Source organism: Amycolatopsis sp. NPDC003861, from assembly GCF_053605405.1.
Genome location: NZ_JBSGJD010000179.1, coordinates 1 through 20,643 on the forward strand (window position 1 = coordinate 1; position 20,643 = coordinate 20,643).

The following is a 20,643-nucleotide window of genomic DNA, read 5'->3' on the forward strand; positions in this document are numbered from 1 at the left end:
GCTCGCACCCGGCGAGCTGTTAAGTGACTACTACCTCTCCCGTGGTTACCCGGCAGGCCAATGGTTCGGCGCCGGAGCAAAGCACTTAGGACTCTCCGGCGCAGTCACCCCTGCCCAGATGAACGCCCTCTTCGGCGAAGGCCGGCACCCGAACGCCGACGCCATCGAAGCCGAAAAGATCGCCGACGGCGCCACCGCCGCAGAGGCTCTGAAAGCGACTCGGCTGGGCCGGCGGTTCCCGCAGTACTCCGCGCTGGACCACCTGCGCTCCCAGGTGTCGCAGGCGTACAAGGACCACAACGTCTCCCTCGGCCGTCCTGTTGGCGCACCGATTGCTGCCGATACGCGCGCCGAGATCCGCCACGGCGTGCAGGTTCAGGCCTACCTCACAGCCCACGACGGCAGAGGCCCCGCCGACGACGAAGAGCTGAACGGATGGCTGGCCGAGCAGAAACGGAACCTCAAGTCCGCGGTCTCCGGGGTCGAGGCCGTGTTCAGCTACGACAAGACCCTCTCGATCGCATGGGCAGCGGCGTCGCCAGAAGGACGGAAGCGCATTGTCGGCATGGCTCGCCAGGCAGCCCTGGACACCGTGACCTACATGGAGCGCAATATCGCCTTCACCCGCCGCGGGAACATGGGCGAGGCTCAGGTCGACGTCAACGGGATCACTGCGGCGATGTTCGAGCACTGGGATTCCCGCGCCGGCGACCCGCACCTGCACTTCCATGTGCTGATTTCCTCGAAGGTGCAGCGCAGCGACGACGGGGAATGGACTGCTCTCGACCTGCGCACCATGTTGGCCGCGACGGTCACCGCGTCGGAGTACTTCGATAACCGGCTGCGCGACCTGTTCCGCGAGCAAGGAGCCACCTGGGTGCAGCGCGGCGCCGAGGGCGTGGACATGAAGCGCCCGGTGTGGCAGCTCGAGGCCGTCCCGGTTGAGCTGGTGAAGCTGTTCTCCCAGCGTCACAGGCAGTTCGAAGCCGCCCGGGCCAAACGCATCGTCGAGTTCACCGCCAAGCACGGGAAGGAGCCGACAGCGAAGGACATCTTCGCCATCGACCGTGCCGCCCAGTACGACAACCGGCCCGGCAAACAGCCGCCCAAGACGCTGCCGGAACATCTCAAGGCGTGGCGCGAGCACGCGCTAAGCATCGTGCCCGCGAAGGTTCTGGACACGCTCGCCGACCGTGTGTTCCTCAGCGGACGCGCCGAGCCGGATGCGTTCGACATCGCCAAGCTCGCCCAGGCGACACGGGATGTCGTGTCGGACAACTACAGCCACTTCTCGTGGTGGAACCTCGCCGCCGAAGCCCACCGCCAGACCGCGCACCTGAAAGTGCCCGTCGACAAGCGCGAACAGCTCATCGACGACGTCGTCGACACCATCCTCGCCCAGCCCGACACCCTCGCCCTCGTCGGCCCGACCGTCGTCAACGAACCCGCCTCCCTGCGCCGCCGGGACGGCGAGTCGGTGTTCGTCGAGCACCGCTCCACCCGCTACACCACCACCGCGACCCTCGCAGCCGAAGGCGATCTGGTCGCCTGGGCCCGCCGCGGCGGCGGGCACCGGCTGCGCGCCGACACCGTGGAGAAGGCCCTCGCCGGCCAGGGGTTGAACGCGGGGCAGACGGAGATGGTGCGCCAATTCGCCCGCTCCGGCCGACGCCTGCAGCTCGCGTTGGCCCCCGCCGGGGCCGGGAAGACCTCGGCGATGAAGGTCCTGGCGACCGCATGGCGGCGCACCGGACACCGCGTCTACGCCTTCGGCCCGTCCGCCCGGGCGGCTCAGGAACTCGGCGCGTCGATTGGGGCGAAGCCGCACACGCTGCATCAGCTGACCACCGCGTTGTGGTTCGGGTTCGCCCACCGTGCGTTCCCGATGGAGGCCGGGGACCTGGTGATTGTCGACGAGGCAGCGATGGCCGGCACCCACACCCTGCATAAGGTCGTGAAGTACGCGCTCACCAACGGTGCCGACGTGCGGCTGATCGGGGACGACGCGCAGCTAGCCGCCGTCGAGGCCGGGGGCGCGATCCGGCTGATCGCCCATGACGTCGGCGCCGTGCGGTTCCGAGAGATCGTGCGGTTCCGCGGCGACGACCGGGAGGAACAGGCCGCGGCGTCGTTGCAGGTCCGGGCCTGGAACCCGAAGGGGCTCGAGTTCTACTTCGACCGTGGCCGGGTCGGTGACGGGTCGCTGGAGACGATGCGCGACGCCGCGCGCTCGCACTGGCAGGCCGATCTCGACGCCGGTGTGCAGTCGCTGCTGATCGTGCCGACCAACGAGGACACCGTCGCGCTGAACATCGACGCCCGCGAACGTCGCCTGGTTCAGGGTGTGGTCGACCGTGGCCGTGAGGTGGAGCTGCACGATGCGACCACCGCGAGCGTCGGGGACTGGGTCGTCACCCGGCACAACCAGCGGCTGCTGTCGCTTTTCGGAGGAAAGGACTTCGTCAAGAACGGCGACGTCTGGACCGTCACCGACGTCCACGCCAACGGCAAGATCACCGTCCAGCACCGGGTGCACAAGGCTGCGATCACGTTGCCGGCCGGGTACGTCCAAGCGCACGTCGAGCTCGCCTACGCCGCCACCATTAACCGGGTTCAGGGTATGACCAGCACCGGCAACGCCCACCTGCTGGTGCCGCCGACGATGACCCGTGAGCAGTTCTACCCCGGCATCACCCGCGCCATGCTCAAGAATTTCATCTACGTCGTCACCCACCACCACGTCGTCGACCAGCACCGCGAAACCCCTGGGCCGGTGTCTGCGGAGTCGGTGCTGACCGGAGTGCTCAACCATTCCGGTGCCGAGGTTTCGGCCACCGAGACGATGCGGGAGGCACAGGACGAGGCGGTGTCGATGGGCACGCTGGTGCTGCGCTATAACTACACCGCCACCTACCGCGACGAAGACCGCTACCGCGCCATCCTCGCCCACCGGGCTCCGTCCACGCTCGATCTCGACAGTGAACCGTCGTTAATCCAGACGCTGCGCAACGCCCATGACCTGGGCTGGGAACCCGATCCCCTTGTCGCCGCGGTCATGCGCTGGCGCCAGTCCCTCGACGACGCCGACAACCCGGGCGCGGCGCTGCAAGCCCGGATCCGAAAGCACCTCGAACGCCGCCGGCCGCCCTCGCCGACCGCACCGCCCCACCCTGCGGATATCACTCGCTGGCGCGGCATCGTCGATGCGATCGCTCCGCACGTGGCCGTCGAAGACCCGGAATGGGAGCCGATCTGGCACCGTGCCGCCGGTGCGCTGGCGGTCGGATTCAACGTCGACGCCGCCCTGACCGTCGTCGCCCACCAGCTCGCCGCGCGTCCGGTAGTACCGGATCCGATGCCGGATGACCGCTACGCCGAGGCCGCACTCGCTGCTGAACTGGACCGCCGGGGCGAGCGCGGAGAGGCCCACGTGCGCGCCGTTCCCTGGCTGGCTCGCCCTGACTTCACCCACGTCCGCCATCACCCCGGGCACGCCCAGTACCTCCACGAGATGAACCAAGCCATCGCCGAGCGCGTCGAGCACCTGCGCGCCACCGTCATCCGTGACCAGCCCACATGGGTATCGGGGCTCGGGCCGCGACCGGACAACCCCATCGCCGCCGAAGACTGGGACGACCTCGTCGGCCTCGTCGCCGCCTACCGCGAAACCTTCCGCATCGACGGCGACGCCCCGCTGGGCGGCAAGCCTGACAGCCACGGGGCGAAGGCAGACGCCTGGCGCAGCCTGACCAAGCGCTGGGAGGCGTTCGGGCAGGCGCCCGCATCTCCAGCACCCATCACCACGACCCGCGCCGCTGAGTTGGAGGACGTGTTCGCCGAGTTCGAGCGCCACGACGAACGGGTCGTACTCGAGCCGTTGAACGTGCTGGTTCGCCGCTACGAGCTGCTGGCCCGTGACGGAGATGAGGACCGCTACCTCGACGTCCTCGCCCGCTACGTCCCCGACGCCGTCAACGCCGGCGCCGAACCGGCCGCGCTGAACGCGCTGGCCCGTGCCCAGGACCGCGGGTGGCAGGCTGAGCGGCTCGTTCGTGACCTGGTCGACGACCGGGGGTTCAGCTGGGCCGAGGACCCCGCCGCGGTGCTGGCCAAGCGGGTCAACGACCACGTCCGGACACACGATGCGCCCGCCCGGATCGCCCCGGCGACCGACGAGCAGATCGGCCGCTGGCAGCGGATCGTCGCCGCGCACCTGCCGGATGCGGTAGTCACCGAGGAGCAGTGGGGCATCGTGTGGCGCCACGCCGCCGGCGGCGCCATCCGGGGACTCGACCCCGACACCGCACTCACCGACGCCGCCCGCCACGTCGCCGCGGCAACGACCGGCGGCGAACACACCGACCCTCGCACGACCGGCGTGGCGCTCGTCAGCGCGCTCGTGCGCCAGCACGACGACGGTGCCGGGCACCACTCCGCCCTGCCGTGGCAGGCCCAGCCCGATCTGGCGCACACGGCGAACTACGACGGTTCGCTGGAGCGGCTGGCGACCATGAACGCGGAGATCACCGCCCGAACCGACCAGCTGCGAGACCAAGCCGTGCGGGAGCACCCGCCGTGGCTTGCACGCTTCGGTGCCCGTCCCGACGATGCTGCACTCGCGCAGCAGTGGGATCACCTTGTCGGGCTCGCTGCCGCGTATCGTGAAACTTACGGCATCACGACCGCTGATGCTGCCTCCCCGCTCGGCAACCAACCCGCCGGCAACGACCTTCGCGCCGATGCATGGCGGGACATCACCAGACAGTGGAGGCAGATAGTGACCACACCTGACCGCGAAGACGCCGCATCGGATGTGATGCTGACCCGAGAGTCACGACGTGACGCTGCCGACGCCTACGTCGCGAAGTTCTACGCCGAACTCGCCGCTGAAAAGGAAGCAGACGAGGAAGGCGAGGCGGCCACCGCCGCGGCCGCGCGACGCACCGAACTGGAGGACGAACTGGTCGATGGCCACGACCACGGCTACGGCGAAAGCTCTCACCGCGGACTCCGTTACTAAGCCACCGACAGAGGACGTCCGGTGAAGGCGGCCACGTGCTCGATTCGTGGCTGTCTTCACCGAACTAGTTCCCCCCGGATTCTTCTCTGGGTTCTCGTTCAGCGTGGTCGCCTGGCTGGGAGTTACTTCTTCGCGGCCGCGACCTTCTTGCGCGGTGCCCGCTTCCGCGCCGGCGGGGCGGGTTCGTCGACGACGATGGGCTGGCCGTCGTTCGCCTCGAACGCCTCGATTACCTCGGAGGGCAGGCGCCCACGTTCGGACACGGTGTAGCCGTTGGCGTTCGCCCACTCGCGGATCTGGCGTGTCCGTTCACGATCCGAAGCCGTGCCACCAGACTTCTTCGCTTGAGCCGACTCACCTGCCGCCAACCGCACCTTGCGGCCGCCGATCCGTCGCCCGGCCGCGATGTAGCGAGCGAGGACATCGCGTAGGGCGGCCGCGTTCGCGTCGGACAGGTCGATCTCGTAGCTCACCCCATCCAAGCCGAAAGGAACCGTCTGGTTGGCCACACCACCGTCGATGTCGTCGACCATCTCCACGAGAACTTTCTGCGCCATAGCGGCAAAACCTCCAGTTACACCGGCTGCGAATAAGAGGTGCCGGACGGTGTCACTATAACTCACGACCATCGAGCTACACTGCGGCAGCGGCATTGTTTCCGGACTTTTCGATCGTCATGAAGATCTTCCTCCGCCAGCGAAGCGCGAACTTCACGCAGTTGTTGCATCGACGGTGACCACGGCAACCCGGTAGCGGCGGCTGCCATCGCGCGGCAAACGACCAGGCCAGAGAGTCACTGCTAGCAATGATATCCGCGTAACGAGCCAGGCCCAAGGTTTCGCACCGAAAGCGTGCAGCCGATAGCCGCGCTGCGCGAGCGAACGCACGATGCCCTCGACTTCTGCGGTGTGCTGGCGCCGGCAGATACTCCCCACGCCGACTAGAGGAGCTGCTGCGAGGTCGACTCCGCGCTGTTCGTAGCGATCAGCGCAGCGGTGATAGTCCTCGATGGACTGACCTTGCAAAACCGGGATGAACGGCAGTTCCGCGTCGAGGGACTGCAGCTCCAGGTAGTTGCTGACCGTGAGTTCTTGGTGCCGTGCGACGTCGAGGCCCGTGCGCGAGAGGATCTTTGCTTCTACCATATGGTCTTGCGGTGCGGCCCACAGCAGGCGGCCGATCTCGTCGCGGTAGCGACGGATCCGTGCCGCATAGTCACGCGGGCTGGGACCACACGCCCACGTTCCACATTGTGATAGCTGGCTGAAGCCGCCGGAGTCGCAGGCCCAGTCACACGACGCGACAGGCAAAGTCTTATACCGGCGCAAAGTTCGGTCGGACACGAACAGCGGCACGTCGAGCTGCGCGAGCCAGTGCGGCCGATGCGTCCCGAGCAGGAACCTCATGCCCGGCGGCTGGCGACGGCAGTCACAATCGCGCCGGCGAGCACGCCGTACGCCTTACCCAGCAGATGACCTGGCGTCAGCGTGAGCGACGTGAACGCGATCGCCGGGAACAGCAGCGAGTCGGCAACGAGCCCGACAATCCCGCTGCAGAGCACGGCAACGACGAGCCCGCGCCGCCGTACGACGACGGAATACGCCGCCGCGTCGAGGAGTTCGCTGAAGGCGAAGGACACCGCGGACGCGGTCGCGATGGCCGGTCCGGCGGCCAGGTACGACAGCGCTGTACCCGCGACGACTGCCAGCAGCGACGACCGGAGCCCGGCGAAGCGTTGCACCCAGTCCCGGACCACGAGCACCGGACCCGCCACGTACACCGCAGCCGCGGCGTCCAATCCGAATCCCACACCGACGGCGCCGACGTGCTCGGCCAGCCAGTTCGCGCCGACGACGCACGCGATGTACAGCGCCACCACCGACACGCGCGCGAACCGAGCGCTCGATTCGCCGGTCCGAGACCGGCCGGCGGCGATCATGGCCGACCAGGCACGGTCGACGAGTCGTCGACGCCAGCCGCTGCCCGTGCCTCCCGTTCGCGATGTTCCAGGGTGAAGCGATCTGGGCGAGCGGGTGCGCCGGCGGTCTTGTGGCCGTCAGAGCGGCAGCGTTGATGGACCCATTCCGTGGCCATGCGCTCGGCGAAGCCAGGGCGCCAGTGATCGTGCCAGTACTGCGCATCGCGTGCGGTGGCTTTCTTGCCCAGGTGGGCTTCGCGCCAGGTGTAGGCGAGGGTCGCGATCTCGGCGACCAGGCCGGGATGGTCCAGCCAGCAGTCAGGGATGGCGACCGCGCGAGTGCCGGGATTGCCGACGTAAGTCTCGTTGTAGTACTGCACGAAATGCGCGATCGTGAACAGCGGCGTTTCCCCGCGATGCTCCTTGTCCTCGGCCGCGGACGGCGGCAGAAACATCAGCCACCGCGCCAACCGCGGATCACTCTCCGGCTCATCGGTCAGCTCCGCGACCTCCTCAGCGACCTGCTCGATCTGCCCGCCCAGGGCCTGTGCCAACGTCTCCAACCCGGCGACCACCTCGTCGAGCTCATCCAGTGACCGTGGCTCCGGCCGGTCCTGATCGTCGGGGCGTTCGGCGATGTCGTCGTCGCTCATCGCAGATCACCCCCGCCAGGCAGCGCCAGCGGGTAGCCCTCGGATGTGATCGCGGCGTTCCCGGAGCGGATCGTGGCGACGTCGGCCTGCAGCTGAGGCCAGTCCGGGCGTTGCTCGACGTCGACGGTGCGGCCGAGGATGGGGCGGAGGTTGCCGTGCAGGATCAGCACCCGGCCGCGGTCGAGGGTGCGGATGTCCCCGGCGCGCAGCGTCGGGACGGTCTCCTCGCCGCTGGCGCCGCGGCCAACGCTGAACAGTCCGTCGCTGTGGTGCTGATGGGTGCGGCGGCGATGCTGCCCGGACAGTGTGGACAGCCACTCCAGCGTCTTGTCGTCCTTCAACCCCGGAAAAGCGGTCAAGGTGAGCGTGTTGTCAATCAGCTGCAACCGGCCCGGCTCGCCATAGAGCTCATCCAGCTGGGAGCGCGACTGCGCAGACCAGTGGATCAGCACGCCGCGGCCGGCGGAGTCTGCGATGATCGCCGGCAGCCGCGGCACCGGCGTCCCGGCGAACAGCTCATCCAGGATCGCGGTCGTCGGCGGCTCCAGCCGACGGTGTTCACGGCGCAGCGCGGTGTCCTGGGCGGTGGTGAGGATCTGCTCGACCAGTGCGGTCAACACTGGCCGGGCCTGCGGGGCCTGGTGTTCCCCGGCGATGATGAACAAGCTGCCGCAGCGGCGCAGGAAGTTGTCGATGTCCAGTTCGTCGGCCGGGCTGGGGGTGGCGAAGTAGCTGATCGCGGGGTTCATGAACGGCTCGATCGCCCGGCGAACCGACATCCAGACCGCGTCAGAGGTCTCGGCGACCATCCCGATCTCCGACTCCAGGTTCTGCGCCAGCTGCGGATACTGTCCTTCCAGCAACTCCACCGGCTCCCGGTCGGCGGGTTTGGCGATCGACCACCGCACGAGGTGGTCGACGGTCCGGTGGTGCATGGCGGCGGCGAGCAAATAACCCTGCATGACGATCGTGGCGCGGCCGCGGAAGACCTTGTCGTTGCCGCCGACGTTTTCCAACCCGAGCGAGGACGCCTCGATCAGCGTCTCCGCCCGCCGCAGCGCGACGGCGGGATCGGCGCAGCCGGTGACCGGGGACCAGCGAGCGTGCGCCGGCCAGGACAACGTTCCGGTGGCGTCGATCACAAGCACCGGCCCCGCATCGGGGCGGCGGGTACGGGCCAGCAGGCACCACTCGGCAAGGTCGTTCTTCGTCGTCGACGCGATCAGCGCGCCCGGCGCGGCGAGGACCTTGTGCACCAGATCCGTGCGGGACTTTCCCGATCGGGTGGGTGCGATCGTCCCGGTCGGTGTCTCCAGCGAGGTCACCAGCCGCTGGCGCCGGGGGCCCCGGTGCAGCGGGACCGCGATCTGCTCGACCGGCGCGGTCCGGCGTTGCTCGTCGGTGAAGTCACCGCGGGTCCACACCGCGGTCGTGCGGGCAGCGGCGACCGACAGGGTCTTGGCCAGCTCGCCGCGGGTGGCGTGTCCGGCATCGGTCGGCGCCACCCGCCGCCAGACCGGGATCGCGGCGCCGACGGTGACGCCGGCGGCGAGCATGGTGATCGTGGTGAACCAGATGTAGAACGCCAGCTGGTGATCGCTGACCGCACCGGACCACGGGGCCGGAAGCGCCGGACCGGGATTAGCAGCGTGGAAGGCGACCGTCAGCGCGAAACCCGGCCATGCGGTGATCGGCGGCCACAGCCAGCTACCGGCGTGAAAACCGGCGACCAGAACGGCGGCGGTGACGACGATCGCGCCGAGGACACTGAAAACCGCCAGAGCGGCGACCGCGAGGCCCATCAGGGCGGCGTCGCGGTCGAGGTTGAGGGTGTCGGTGCGTGTACGCGGCATGAGCCGCTCCTCCCGGACAGCGGGAGAGCAGCGGCACCACGAGATTCATCGGAGTGGGCTCCCTCCCGGTGGCGGGGAGGGCGAACTCGGGTCGGCGATCCGGCGGATCGCGACGATCTTCGAGGTCCAGGCCGACAGCGGTTCGAGGATGACGCCGGTGTCGGTGTCGTATGCGTCGACGATCAGGCCGTGCCCGGCGTACATCCCGACGTGCCGGGGTACCTGCTTGGTGCCGAGCGAGCCGGGGATGAACAGCAGATCCCCGGGCTGCACCTGATCCAGCGAGGAGACGGCGTGCCCGGCGTGGACCTGGCTGACCGTCCCGGCGGGGATGCCGACACCGGCGGCGGCCCAGGAGGCGAGCATCAGCCCGGAGCAGTCGTAGGCGTTCGGGCCTTTCGCGCCCCAGACATACGGTTTGCCGAGCTGGCCGAGGGCGAACCCGACGGCGGCACGCTGGCGGACATCGTCCGGCAAGGTGAACCCTGGCGGCAGCTTCGTCGGGTCGACCTGGCCGGGGTCGCGAGGGACATCCGATCCGCCCTGATCTGGGCACAGGGTCTTCGCTTGGACGACGTCAGCGGCGCCGCCAGGTGGCGCCGGCGGGGCAGGGTTGTCGGGCACGGTCCAGAAGCGCTCCACGATCGCGGCGGCGGCGGGTTCGCGTGGGGCGTAGCGGTCGGGGAAGCCGCTGTGCTGCACCGCCTGCTCGGCTCGGCCCGGGGCCATGGTGTCCCAGCCGGGCAGCGCGATCAGGGCGTCGAGGAACTTGCCGGTGGCGTAGACGGGGTTGAGGATCTGCTCGCGGGTGCCCCAGCCTTGGCTCGGGCGTTGCTGGAACACCCCGAGCGAGTCGCGGTCACCGTAGTCAAGGTTGCGCAACCCCGACTCCACCATCCCCGTCGCGATCGCGAGAACTGCGGCCCGTCGGGGAAGCCGGCGTTGCTGCACGAGGTCGACGATGGTGCGGGCGATGTCCATCTCGTCGGCGCCCAGCTGCTGGCGGTCGACGACGACCGAGCCGCCGCCGGGGCCGCCCTGTTCACAGCCGGATAGTTGCACGACCGTCGCGGTCGCCGCGGGTACGACGATCAGGGCCAGGGCGAGGATCGGCAGCATCACCAGGCCGACCAGCGCGCCTGCCACGGCAGCTAACATCCCGTCTGGCCTCACGATGCCATCTCCACGGAATCGCTGTGAGCCGGCGGGTTCGACTTTGTCTCTAGTGCCGTGAGTTCGCGGCAGGCACGGAGGCCCTGGTCGGTCGCTCCGCCTGGTGGAGTGCCGTTCACTCCTCTGGATGAAGATTCGATGTTTCGGTCGAGATTCCCGAAGGTTCTGCCGAATACATGACTCATGGACGGGTTTGCTGAACAGGAGGCTCGATGAGCCTCGCTGTCGTGCGGAACGTCGGTGCCCCGCGAAGCCTCCGTTCGGTGCAGGACCTCGAGGATTTCGAGCAGGAGATCGTCGACCAGTACGCCCTGGCGATGGCAGCGGCCGGCCTGACCGACGGACACATCAGCGCATCGCGGTCCACTGTGGTCGAGTTCGCCCGAACCCTGTCGGGGCCGTTGTGGTCGGCCTCGACCGACGACGCTGACCGCTACCTCACCGATCTGCGCCGACACGGCCGGGCACGCGGCACGGTTAAGGGCAAGGCCGACGGAGTCGCCCGCTTCTACGACTTCCTGCTCGCCCGCTACCAGGGCGACATTCACCAGCTCACCGGCTGGGTCGTCGCGCAGCCGATCGACGAATACAACCGGCCCACCAACCCGACGCACGGGTCGGTCCGCGTCCCGCCCTCCGACGACGAGATCGACGAACTGTTTTCCCAGTGGCGACAGGCGATCACCCACGCACGCAAGTACTTGCCGGCGGCGCGCGACTACTTCGCTGCATCGTTGTGGCGCCGGCTGGGGTTGCGGATCAGCGAGACGGTCATGCTCGACATCCGCGACTGGCGTCCCGATCTGAGCGAGCTCGGCAAGCTGCATGTCCGCCATGGCAAGGGAAGCGCCGGGCGCGGACCGAAGCCTCGGCTGGTCCCCGCGATCAACTCCGCGGACGTGCTGATCGATTGGTGGCTGGCCGAAGTGCGACCACAGTACGGCCCGGACTGGGCCGACCCGGACGCACCGATGCTGCCCAGCGAACGCCGGGATCCCGACTCCAGCCGCAGTATGCGAGTGGGTGACGATGCCCTGCGCAGCGGACTGGCCGCCGCGACCGAACAGTGGCTGCCGGCCTGGGTCGGCAAGCTGACCCCGCATGTGCTGCGCCACTACTGCGGTTCCTCGCTCTACGGCAACGGAATGGACCTCAAGGCAGTGCAAGAGCTTCTCGGCCACGAATGGCTGTCCACGACGACTCGGTACGTGCACGTGCGCAGCGACTGCATCGAACGGGCCTGGGAACAGGCCAATCAGCGCCTCACGGCGCGATTCGCGACAACAGAGGGACGGTGAGGACGTGCGGTGGAATCTGCGGATGAAGGCCGCGGAGTGCGGGATCTGGAAGTCCGCCGAGCTGCGCCGCAGGCTGGCTGACGCTGGGCTCGAGATCAGCGCCGGGAAGATGTCGGCGCTGTGGACCGGCACGCCGACAACCATCCGGCTAGACGATCTCGACGTGATCTGCGCGGTGCTCGACTGCGAGCCCACCGAGCTGCTGATCCGCGAACCCGAGAAGGTCGCCGCGTTACGTCCGGCGAAAGCCGCAATCAACCACGCCGGCCCGACACCGGTCACCCCCCGACTCGGCCATCCTCGCTCCATGCCACCGGTATGAATGCCCCACCGCGGTTCTGCTCCGGATGCCGCACCAACCGAGTTGCGTGGACGGCGCCCCGGGTCGACTACTGCTACGCCTGCATTCCCGGCGGCCCGTTCATTCCGCCGCGCTGCCAAGCATGCGGGTCCGAGGACTACTTCTGCCAGGGACTGTGCGGCGTCTGCCATCCCAGTGCCCCCGACCATCCCGGGGCATGCAAGGACTGCCTGGCGTGGGGCGTGCTGCGCAAGCACAACTGGCGCTGCTGGAGTTGCCGGGGCTGGCGATACCGGCACCCGGTCGACAACTGCCCCTACTGTGGTGAAAGCAGGCCGCTGGCCGCTCACGGAGCCTGTCGGCTCTGCTGGCACCAAGCCCTCACAGCTCGCCAACCCGACGAGCCGATCGAGCTGGCCGAAGCCAACCGCTTTGGACAGCAACTGTTCTTGGCCAACATGCACTACCAACCGCGCGGTCCACGCCGCGGCAGTCGCCAGCCGCGCCGATTCCGCGCGTCGGCGCTGTCGCGCGGCCAGGCCGAGCAAACGAACTTCACCGTCGTGGATAGCGAACAGCTGGCGCTGTTCTGGGCCCGGCCGGACTTGCGGCGGGCACAATCGCTGCCGGCCGCACCGAACTCGATCATGTCCCGCTACTGCGACACAGTCCTGCACGAGCACGCGGCGCGCAACGGGTGGAGCAAACGGCTGATCAACGTCGTCAGCCGATCGTTGGACATGGTGCAGGCACAGCAGCCAACACCCGGCGCCAAGATCAAGGCGAGCGAAGCACGGTCGCTGCTGACACAGGACGGCCTCACCGCCGACTCCACGCTGGAAGTCCTGGCCGCGGCCGGTCTGCTCATCGACGACCGCGTCCCCGCCATCCGCACCTATTTCCTCGCGCAGACCGCCGATCTTCCCGATGCCATGCGCGCACAATTGGAGATCTGGTACACGATCATGGCCGAGGGAACCACTGTCCCTCCACGCCGCAAACCACGCCACCCGCAGACCATCCGGATCCAGCTGCAAGCAATGGTCCCTTGCCTCCACGCCTGGGCTGACGACGGCCACGAGAGCCTGGCCGAGATCACTCCGGACGACATCCACGCGGCGCTGACCGGCACCGCAGCTCAGCGCAAGCTCGTCGGCCAGGCGCTGCGGTCGCTGTTTCGTATCCTCAAGTCCCGCAAAGAAATCTTCACCAACCCCACAGCGTCGATATCGACGGAAGGACCAGCCGCCAGCACTCCGATGCCGATCGACACCGCGACCATCCAAGACGCGCTCAACGCGCCGCACCCGACCCGGGCACTGGCTGTCGCGCTGGTGGCCTTCCACGGCCTCACCGCCGGGCAGATCACGAAGATCCTGATCACGGACGTACGCGATAGCCGCCTTACCCTCGACGGCCGGACCATTCCGCTGGCCGGGCCGGTCCGAGTCCGGCTGAGGGCCTACCTCGACTACCGAAACCAGCGATGGCCGAACACGGCCAACCCGCACCTCCTGGTCAACCGCAAATCTGCTCCCCACGTGACACCGGTCGCTGCCCGATATCCCTGGCACAGATACCCGCTGGCTCCGAGACCTTTGCGCGAAGACCGGATCCTCCACGAGGTCCACGCCACCGGCGGCGACGTCCGCCGCATCTGCGACCTGTTCGGTCTCAGCATCAAAGGCGCCATGCGCTACCAAGCGGTCCTCGAACACCCCGATCTGACCGAGTAGCCCACCTTGAGTCCCCGAACCCACGACACCGCGCCCCGTCATGACCGGTCCCTTACACTTGGGTTCCGGCCAACAGAACCGTCAGTTTTCCTGAACCCACGGGGGACGCGGACCAACTGGGAATTGGTGTCGAAGATCTGCCGCTCGGTCCGGCTGAGCACGGTCTGGACTTTGAGCCCGGTCCGGTTTTCGATCTTCCAGAGCGCGCGGCCTTGCCGGTCGTTGGCCCATCCTGTGGTGGCTTCGTGTTCCTTATCCGACAGTGCAAGAACATCGGCCAGTTCACTCGCCACGCGAGTCGACTGTCCCAGTAGGACTCGGATCGAGCACAGGGCCAGCAGGTCGCGGGCGATGGCGACCTCTTGTGAGCCGGTGGCGCCGACGGAGAGGAAGTCGCCGGGCTTGTGGCTGACCAGGATCTGGATCTTGCGTTCCGCGCGAGAGAGCCGTAGTTCGCTGTCCACAGCCTGGACCGCGCGTAGCCCGAGGCGCAGTTGCCGCCAGATCTCGTCCCGGACGACGATCCGCAGCTCTCCGTCCTCCTGCAGGTCCGTGGCCAGCGATGACCACGACCCTAAGCAGGTCAACGCGACGGCTACGGCCTGGTCGCCGCGGGTCCGCAGCCGGGACAGGTCCAGGCTCTGGATGGGGGCGTTCCAGTCGACGGTGAAGTTCGTGGGGGCGTCGAACAGTCCGGCCAGCGGGCCGGAGATCAGGTTGGCCAGGGCGTCGGTAATGGAGCGGAGGTGGTCGAGGAACTGACGGCGGCCAGCGAAGCGCAGCTCCTGCCACAGGCGCTCATCCGGTTCCGACAGCATCCGGTGGACGTCGGGGATGGTGATGGGCTTGAGGTGGGTGTAGCCATCGGCGGCGCCGAGCAGCTGCCGCAACACCGCCGACAGAGCGGCCTCGTCGGTGACGGTGGGCCGGTAGGCCTGGGCTTCGGCGAGCGCGACCAGCAGCTGCACCCAGCGACCCAAGAGCCCGTCGAGCTCGTCGCGTTGCCGCTCGATCGACCACGCGTCCCAGCGGGCGGCCAGCGGGCCGAGGTCAAGGGCGTTGAGGCGGGCGCTGCTGCCGCGGCCGAGCATGATCGGCGTGATCCCGAGGGCGTGCAGCAGCGGGGTGTATTCGCCTTTGACGTCGCCGGAGATGAGGGTGCGGACGCCGGTTAGCATCATCCGTAGCAGGAACGCCACCACCGTGGAGGACTTGCCTCGACCAGGTTCGCCGAACAGGATCAGGTTCGGGTTGGTGCAGATCGAGCAGAGAACGAACTCGACCGGGTGCAGGTAGAACGCGCCGCCGGAGTGGACGTCGTAGCCCATCCGCGCACCGACCGCCGGCAGCGGGCTTGCCGCCAGCAACGGGAACAGCCCACCGATCTCGTGGGTGCCGGCCTGATAGACCTGCAGCGGTGCTGCGACCGGCGACCACCCGTGCCCGGGTCGGGCGAACCCGTGTCGAGGCGCGGCACGCTGGTTCACGCGGGAGCTACGGCCGTCTGGACGTCTGCGTTCCGTCGGTCACGTGCTGACCGTAGGCCCGAACGTGGCCAGCAGTTCCGCGGCGGTCCGTTCGTCGGTGCGGCGGCTCATGACGCACCACCGCGCAGCCTCGGCAGCCCGATCCCGACAGGCAAGACAGCGGTGACGAACCCGGCGTCCTGGGCCAGTTCCATCCGCAGGAGCTGGAAGCGGCCGGCGATGTCGTTCTCCAGCTTGGCCGCGTGGTCCTCGATATTCCACGTGTCCGGGATCGTGACCGCGGTGGTGACGGCGAAGCGGACGATGCCGTGCCCGGCCGCGACCGCGTGTTCCTGAGCGCGGGCCCCGCCGGCTTCGCGGGCTTCGGCGGCGCCGGAGTTGAAGCCTTTGGAGGATTTCCAGTCCCGCATGACGCCGGTGCGGAATCGCAGCCGGCGCACGGCCTTGCGGGATCGGTGCTGGGAGAGGGTTTCGTAGTGGATGGCCAGGCTGCGGCGCTCGCCGGCGGTCTTGACCGCCAGCAGCCCACCCAGCGACCCGAACACCGTCCCGGCCTCCGGCATCAACACCGAGTAGGACACTGTCGCGAAACCGTCGTGGTAGTACGCCCGCGCCGACGGCGCCGGAGCGTGCACCGGTCCGGCCGTCGCCCATCGGACGCCGACGTCGCCGCCGGCCTGGTGGCGGCGCGCCGCGAGCCCGGCGGCGCTGGCCGGGTTGAACCCGGTCCGGATCGCCACCGCCAGTTCCGGACCTGAGAGCCACTTCACGCCGGTGGCCCCGAGACTCTTGAGCTTGTCCTCGAGCCCGTCCAGCACCCGATACAGCACGGCAGCCCGGCCGGCGACACCGCCACCGGCGGCGGCAGCGGGGCGGCGGAGGGCGTCTTCGGTTCCGGAAAGGGTGACGAACACTTCGTGCCGGACCGACACCGCCCCGACCAGCCGGTCCAGCTCCTCGCTGGCTTGCCGCGCGAGCGCGGGAGCGTCGGGGACGTCGTGCTCGGCTCGCCATGCCTGGTAGTCGGCGCCGTCGTCGGGGACGGTGCGTACCAGCAGTGTCATCCGGTCGATGACCTCGCGGTGCCCGATCGACAGCAGGAGGTTGCCGAGGCGGTTGGCCAGCCGCTCGCATTGGGCGTCCGACAGCATCCCGACCCCAGCGTGAGTCAGGCGAGCGGTGGCGCCCCACCGGCCGTCGCCGGTGTCGTGGATCAGGCACACCCGCCCCACATCCCTCAGCGGTGGCCCGTCCGGGAACCGCAGCCGCGCCAGCACCCCGGGCAGATCCGGCTCATCGAGATCGGTGGTCTGCCCGGCGACGGCGCGCGACTGCCACCGCGACCAACCCAGCGCGATGCCAGTGCGGTAGAGCAGCAGATGTCCCAGCCAGCGCAGCGCCGGGCGCCCGCGCACGGGGACGACTACCAGCGCTGCGGCCGTGCCGCAGAACCCGCCGAGGGCGAGAGCCTGACCGAAGCGCCCGGCCGCCAGCGCGAGGATCACCGGCACGGCGAGTCCGACGCAGACGAACGCCTGCACGGGCGTCAAGCCGATGATCCAGCCCGCGCGCTCCTTTCGCGAGAGTCCTTTGTAGATCCGGGTGGCTGCGGTCACAGCAGCACCGCGGCTTCCTCGGCTTCGCCGGCCGCGGCGCCGCCGTCGTCCGGGCGCGGCCCGTTGTCGGGCTTCGGGGTCGGCGGAGTCGGCGGTCCGGTATCGCCGGGCGGGTCCGGAGGTGGTGACTGGCCGACATCGCCATCGCCGTCGTCGACGGCCCCCGTCACGCTCGTCGCGCCAGGACCGCCAGTCTCGGGGACGGACGGCTCTGCCGGATTAGTTTCTGAGTCTCCGTCACCGCCGCTGGACACGCCGACTTCCGTGCCACCGGAACCGGAAGCGGTGCCGGCCCCGTCCGCGTCGCCGGAGGTGTGCTCGTCACCGGTCGCGTCGAGCGGCCCGGCGGTCGTGTCGTCCTCGGCCGCGGCCTGGTCGAAGCGGTCGACGTTAGCCTGCTCCTGGCTATCGCCACCGTCTTCCCCGTCGTGGCTGTTTCCGTTGTCGCCCATCTCTTTGCGGGCTTTGTTGGAGAACGCGCCGGCCATGCGCCCGGCGATGCTGTTGGCGCCGTATGAGTCCAGCCCCGCGTCCGAGAGCTTGTCCCGGAATACTCCCTGCGGGTCGGCGTCGGGGTCGACGAACGCGAAGAGTTTGAACAGCACCAGCGGCACACAGAGCGCGAGGAACAGCACCCCGATGCCGGCCAGCAGCCCGGACAGCCCCTGCGCGCCGCCGACGATCGCGATCGCCAACACCAGCACAAACGCCAGGGCGGGTTTCATCACGATGGCGACCAGGCCCCAGCGGACGACTTTCCAGTACCACCGCGCGGTCACCTCGGCCACCAGGCCGGCCGCGGCGATGGGGACCGTGGCGACCAGCACGTAGATCGTGGCCTCGCGGAACACCGCCTCGAACGCGAACCCTAGCCCGGCCGGGATCACCCCGAAAGCACCGGCCAAACCGAGCACGACGTTCTTGACCTCATCGGACAGGGCGTCGGTGAAGCCGGTCATGTTCAACGCGTCGCGGAAGTTCCCCACCCGCAGCCCCGTGGACAGAATCGCCTCGGTCAGGCCGTCGGCGGCAGCGAGGAACGCCGCGACCACACCCACGGTCACCGCGAGCGCGATCCCGTACTGGAAGGGCCCCGTGATCAGGCGGACGAAGCCGCGGCCGCCATGCAGGACGGTGGTGATGATCTGCCAGAAGAACATGCCCAGCGCGATGGCCCCGGAGATCCACAGCGTCATCGGCCACAGGATCGACACCGGCCCGTCCGTCGTGGACACCGTGAAGAGGGAGAACTGGTCGACCAGCTGGAATGCCGTGCGCAGGATGAACAAGGCAGCGGCCCAGGTCGCTGCCATGAGCGGTTCGAGGACCCCGGCGGCAGTCGCTTTGACCCCCGCGCCGGCCAGCCTGCCCAGCTCCTTCAGCAACTCCAACTCCGCGGGCGTCATCGGACGCCCTCCCGCTGCAGGGGCCGGTAGCCGGCCGCGACCGATTCGGCGCTGCCCGGCCACGCCGACGCGGCGTAGGCGGCGCGGGCGCCGGGGGCGATCCGCCACGCGGTGCCGGTCCAGCGCAGGGCCTGGCAGTCGCCGATGCCCATGCGTGTGCTCTGGCCCTGGTAGTCGAAGCTCAGCTGCCCGAGCGTGCACACCACCGCGAACCGCCCGCCCTCGGCGGTGCCCTTGATCAGTCCCTGAGTGACCTCGTAGGTCACGGTCAGGCCGGGCTTGAGCTCACCAGCGCGGATGCCGGCTTCGTCACGGAAAGAGGTAAGCAGCGCCAGCAGGCCGTTTCCTTGCGGGGACGGGGCGTGCGGGAGCGCGGCGTCGCCATAAGCCCGCAGATACGTTGCCGGGTCACCGCCGCGCAACACGGTCTCGTTGAAGTCGGTCAGCCAGCCGAGCGCGCCCTCCGACGTGGCGGGAAAGCCGTCGGAGATCACCCGGTTCGCGATCGGGGCAGGTCGCGGGACGGTGATCGGCGGTCCGGCCGTGGCGGTGGTGAGTTCATGTGGCAGGGATGCTTCGGGTGGCAGGGTCAGCATGGGGCGGGTGGCCAGCGCGGTCGCCTCGTCGACCGGTGCGGTGGGTGTCGGCGAGGGCGCGGCGCCGGGCGGAGTCGCTGTCGGCGGCGACGACGGTGGTGCTGTTTCTTGCCGGGCAACCAGCACCACGGCGACCGCGACAACGAGCAGAACGACGATGATGATCAGGCGGCGCGTTCGCGTGCGGCCGCGCGGCGATTCCGTAGTGGTGAACATGGCTCAGCCGCCCGCGAAGCTGTTGATGAGCGACCAGCCGATGCCGTAGAGGATCGCGCCGGCGACGGCGCAGAGCATCATGACGACGCCGACTTTCCCGGCCCGGTGGTGATCGACCCAGCGACCACCGGCCCAGACGATCAGCCCGATGAAGAAGCCGGCGATGAGCGCGACGCCCGCGCCCCACTTGACGTTGTTGAGCAGCCCCAGAATCTTGTCGCCGCCGACATCGGGCTTGACCGGTGTCGGGTTGGGGATCTGGACGAGCCAGTCGATGACACTGTGCGCGGACATCGCGCCCTCCACATCGCACCGCCCGACGTCACGTCAGGCGGGTCAAGTGGGAGGGCGTTGAAGTTCTTTGATTGAGCGGCTGGCAGGTCTCAGCCGGTGTCGTGGTCGGCGACGCGGCCGTTGCTGTCGCGAGCGTGACGTGGCCATCGAGCGCGTCGGCGGCGTGTCCGCTGCGGCAGCACGCGCCAGGAGCGCAGGAGTTGGTCGGCCGGTGTCCGCAGTGACGACGGTGTCACGTCGGCGGTGATGCCGTGCGCGGCGACCTCATGATTGTGGGGAAAGAACACCGCTTCGGGTAGCAGAACGCTGGTGCGGCGCCCTGCAGTGCCCGCGACGCCCTTCGGCCAGCGACGAGCTCCGACGACGAGCAGCTGCGTGGGTGGGGTCACCGTGCCCGCGCGCACCCACGGCGCCAAGCGGGCCAGGACTTGTTCGGCGTGAGCGAGTGCGGGCACGGTAGGCCGCACCACCAGCGCCGGAATCGGTGACGGGCTGCCGACCCGCAGCCACTGCCCCGGCCCGAGCGCGGGATCGGACGCCAGCCGCCACGGGTCATGACCGATGTCGACCACAGTCACGTCCACACCCCGGCCGCCACCGGGATGCCAGTACGGCGGTGGCGGGAACAGCACCAACTCAGCGGCGAGATCGGCCACATCCAAGCGCGCCAAGACTGCGCGGGCCCGCCGGGAGAACCGGATACCTGCAGCGGGCCCGGGCCCGTCCCGCCGCGGCCCATCGGCGCGCGCAGCACGTCCCAGTCCGGATCGGACCGGATCGCCGGCATCGACGAGCAGGACCGAGCGGCCCGCCAGCTGCAGCGCATCAGCGATCGCGACAGCGGTACTCGTAGCGCCGGCCCCGGGTGACGCCGCCAGAATCGGTAAGACCCGGCCGAACGGCGACCAGTCGACCAGCTCGGCCTGCTCCTCTGCGGATGTGGCCTGCTGCCGCTCGGTCGCCGGCACGTCCACACGGGAGCGAACGTCCGCAGGTAGGTTCTCCGATGTGACCATGACGGGCCTCCCCTCAGCGGTGGTGGTGCGCCGGTGAAGGGTGCGGCGGTCACAGCGGGA

Annotated in this window: 15 protein-coding genes and 1 pseudogene; 4 read left to right on the forward strand and 12 right to left on the reverse strand. The window is 69.0% G+C overall.

Annotated elements, in window-relative coordinates:
- Nucleotides 1–16: 16 nt before the first annotated feature.
- Complete coding sequence (gene mobF / locus ACWEVN_RS33535; RefSeq protein WP_452053949.1) at nucleotides 17–5,020, forward strand: MobF family relaxase; 5,004 nt, start codon at nucleotides 17–19, stop codon at nucleotides 5,018–5,020.
- A 122-nt stretch (nucleotides 5,021–5,142) separates the two neighbouring features.
- On the opposite strand, the gene ACWEVN_RS33540 is transcribed toward mobF, so the two are convergent.
- The 6 genes and pseudogenes from ACWEVN_RS33540 to ACWEVN_RS33565 all read right to left on the reverse strand — a co-directional run bounded on the left by ACWEVN_RS33540 (nucleotide 5,143) and on the right by ACWEVN_RS33565 (nucleotide 10,590).
- Nucleotides 5,143–5,577, reverse strand: coding sequence for a histone-like nucleoid-structuring protein Lsr2 (locus ACWEVN_RS33540; RefSeq protein ID WP_452053936.1), 435 nt, complete (start codon nucleotides 5,575–5,577; stop codon nucleotides 5,143–5,145).
- A gap of 76 nt (nucleotides 5,578–5,653) precedes the next feature.
- Nucleotides 5,654–6,426: pseudogene (locus ACWEVN_RS33545) on the reverse strand (deazapurine DNA modification protein DpdA family protein).
- Nucleotides 6,423–6,959: a VUT family protein gene (locus ACWEVN_RS33550; protein WP_452053937.1), complete on the reverse strand. Its 537-nt coding sequence runs from the start codon at nucleotides 6,957–6,959 to the stop codon at nucleotides 6,423–6,425. The pseudogene ACWEVN_RS33545 and the gene ACWEVN_RS33550 overlap by 4 nt, the downstream one beginning before the upstream one ends.
- Nucleotides 6,956–7,591: a hypothetical protein gene (locus ACWEVN_RS33555; protein ID WP_452053938.1), complete on the reverse strand. Its 636-nt coding sequence runs from the start codon at nucleotides 7,589–7,591 to the stop codon at nucleotides 6,956–6,958. Before ACWEVN_RS33555 ends, ACWEVN_RS33550 begins: the two co-directional genes overlap by 4 nt.
- Nucleotides 7,588–9,444 carry a type IV secretory system conjugative DNA transfer family protein gene (locus ACWEVN_RS33560; RefSeq protein ID WP_452053939.1) on the reverse strand — a complete coding sequence of 619 codons (1,857 nt, stop codon included), beginning with the start codon at nucleotides 9,442–9,444 and terminating at the stop codon, nucleotides 7,588–7,590. Before ACWEVN_RS33560 ends, ACWEVN_RS33555 begins: the two co-directional genes overlap by 4 nt.
- Before the next feature lie 45 nt (nucleotides 9,445–9,489).
- Nucleotides 9,490–10,590 (reverse strand): C40 family peptidase, encoded by a 1,101-nt coding sequence (locus ACWEVN_RS33565; RefSeq protein WP_452053940.1) that lies wholly within the window; start codon nucleotides 10,588–10,590, stop codon nucleotides 9,490–9,492.
- Between the two features lie 290 nt (nucleotides 10,591–10,880).
- Here ACWEVN_RS33565 and ACWEVN_RS33570 point away from each other — a divergent pair, with 290 nt between their 5' ends.
- The 3 genes from ACWEVN_RS33570 to ACWEVN_RS33580 all read left to right on the forward strand — a co-directional run bounded on the left by ACWEVN_RS33570 (nucleotide 10,881) and on the right by ACWEVN_RS33580 (nucleotide 13,952).
- Nucleotides 10,881–11,915: a tyrosine-type recombinase/integrase gene (locus ACWEVN_RS33570; RefSeq protein ID WP_452053941.1), complete on the forward strand. Its 1,035-nt coding sequence runs from the start codon at nucleotides 10,881–10,883 to the stop codon at nucleotides 11,913–11,915.
- 4 nt (nucleotides 11,916–11,919) lie between these two features.
- On the forward strand, nucleotides 11,920–12,237 hold the full coding sequence (locus ACWEVN_RS33575; protein ID WP_452053942.1) for a helix-turn-helix domain-containing protein: 318 nt from the start codon (nucleotides 11,920–11,922) through the stop codon (nucleotides 12,235–12,237).
- 221 nt (nucleotides 12,238–12,458) lie between these two features.
- Entirely contained in the window at nucleotides 12,459–13,952 is a 1,494-nt protein-coding gene (locus ACWEVN_RS33580; RefSeq protein ID WP_452053943.1) for a hypothetical protein, read from the forward strand.
- 38 nt (nucleotides 13,953–13,990) lie between these two features.
- On the opposite strand, the gene ACWEVN_RS33585 is transcribed toward ACWEVN_RS33580, so the two are convergent.
- The 6 genes from ACWEVN_RS33585 to ACWEVN_RS33610 form a co-directional block, all read right to left on the reverse strand.
- The gene (locus ACWEVN_RS33585; RefSeq protein WP_452053944.1) at nucleotides 13,991–15,439 is read right to left on the reverse strand and encodes an ATP-binding protein; all 1,449 of its coding nucleotides are present in this window, start codon (nucleotides 15,437–15,439) and stop codon (nucleotides 13,991–13,993) included.
- 107 nt (nucleotides 15,440–15,546) lie between these two features.
- Nucleotides 15,547–17,055 carry an SCO6880 family protein gene (locus ACWEVN_RS33590; RefSeq protein ID WP_452053945.1) on the reverse strand — a complete coding sequence of 503 codons (1,509 nt, stop codon included), beginning with the start codon at nucleotides 17,053–17,055 and terminating at the stop codon, nucleotides 15,547–15,549.
- Nucleotides 17,052–18,461 carry a hypothetical protein gene (locus tag ACWEVN_RS33595; RefSeq protein WP_452053946.1) on the reverse strand — a complete coding sequence of 470 codons (1,410 nt, stop codon included), beginning with the start codon at nucleotides 18,459–18,461 and terminating at the stop codon, nucleotides 17,052–17,054. Before ACWEVN_RS33595 ends, ACWEVN_RS33590 begins: the two co-directional genes overlap by 4 nt.
- Nucleotides 18,458–19,273: a hypothetical protein gene (locus tag ACWEVN_RS33600; protein WP_452053947.1), complete on the reverse strand. Its 816-nt coding sequence runs from the start codon at nucleotides 19,271–19,273 to the stop codon at nucleotides 18,458–18,460. The genes ACWEVN_RS33595 and ACWEVN_RS33600 overlap by 4 nt, the downstream gene beginning before the upstream one ends.
- Nucleotides 19,274–19,276: 3 nt before the next feature.
- Nucleotides 19,277–19,567, reverse strand: coding sequence for a hypothetical protein (locus ACWEVN_RS33605; protein WP_400898155.1), 291 nt, complete (start codon nucleotides 19,565–19,567; stop codon nucleotides 19,277–19,279).
- An 89-nt stretch (nucleotides 19,568–19,656) separates the two neighbouring features.
- On the reverse strand, nucleotides 19,657–20,643 hold a 987-nt coding region (locus ACWEVN_RS33610), incomplete at its 5' end, for a hypothetical protein (protein ID WP_452053948.1).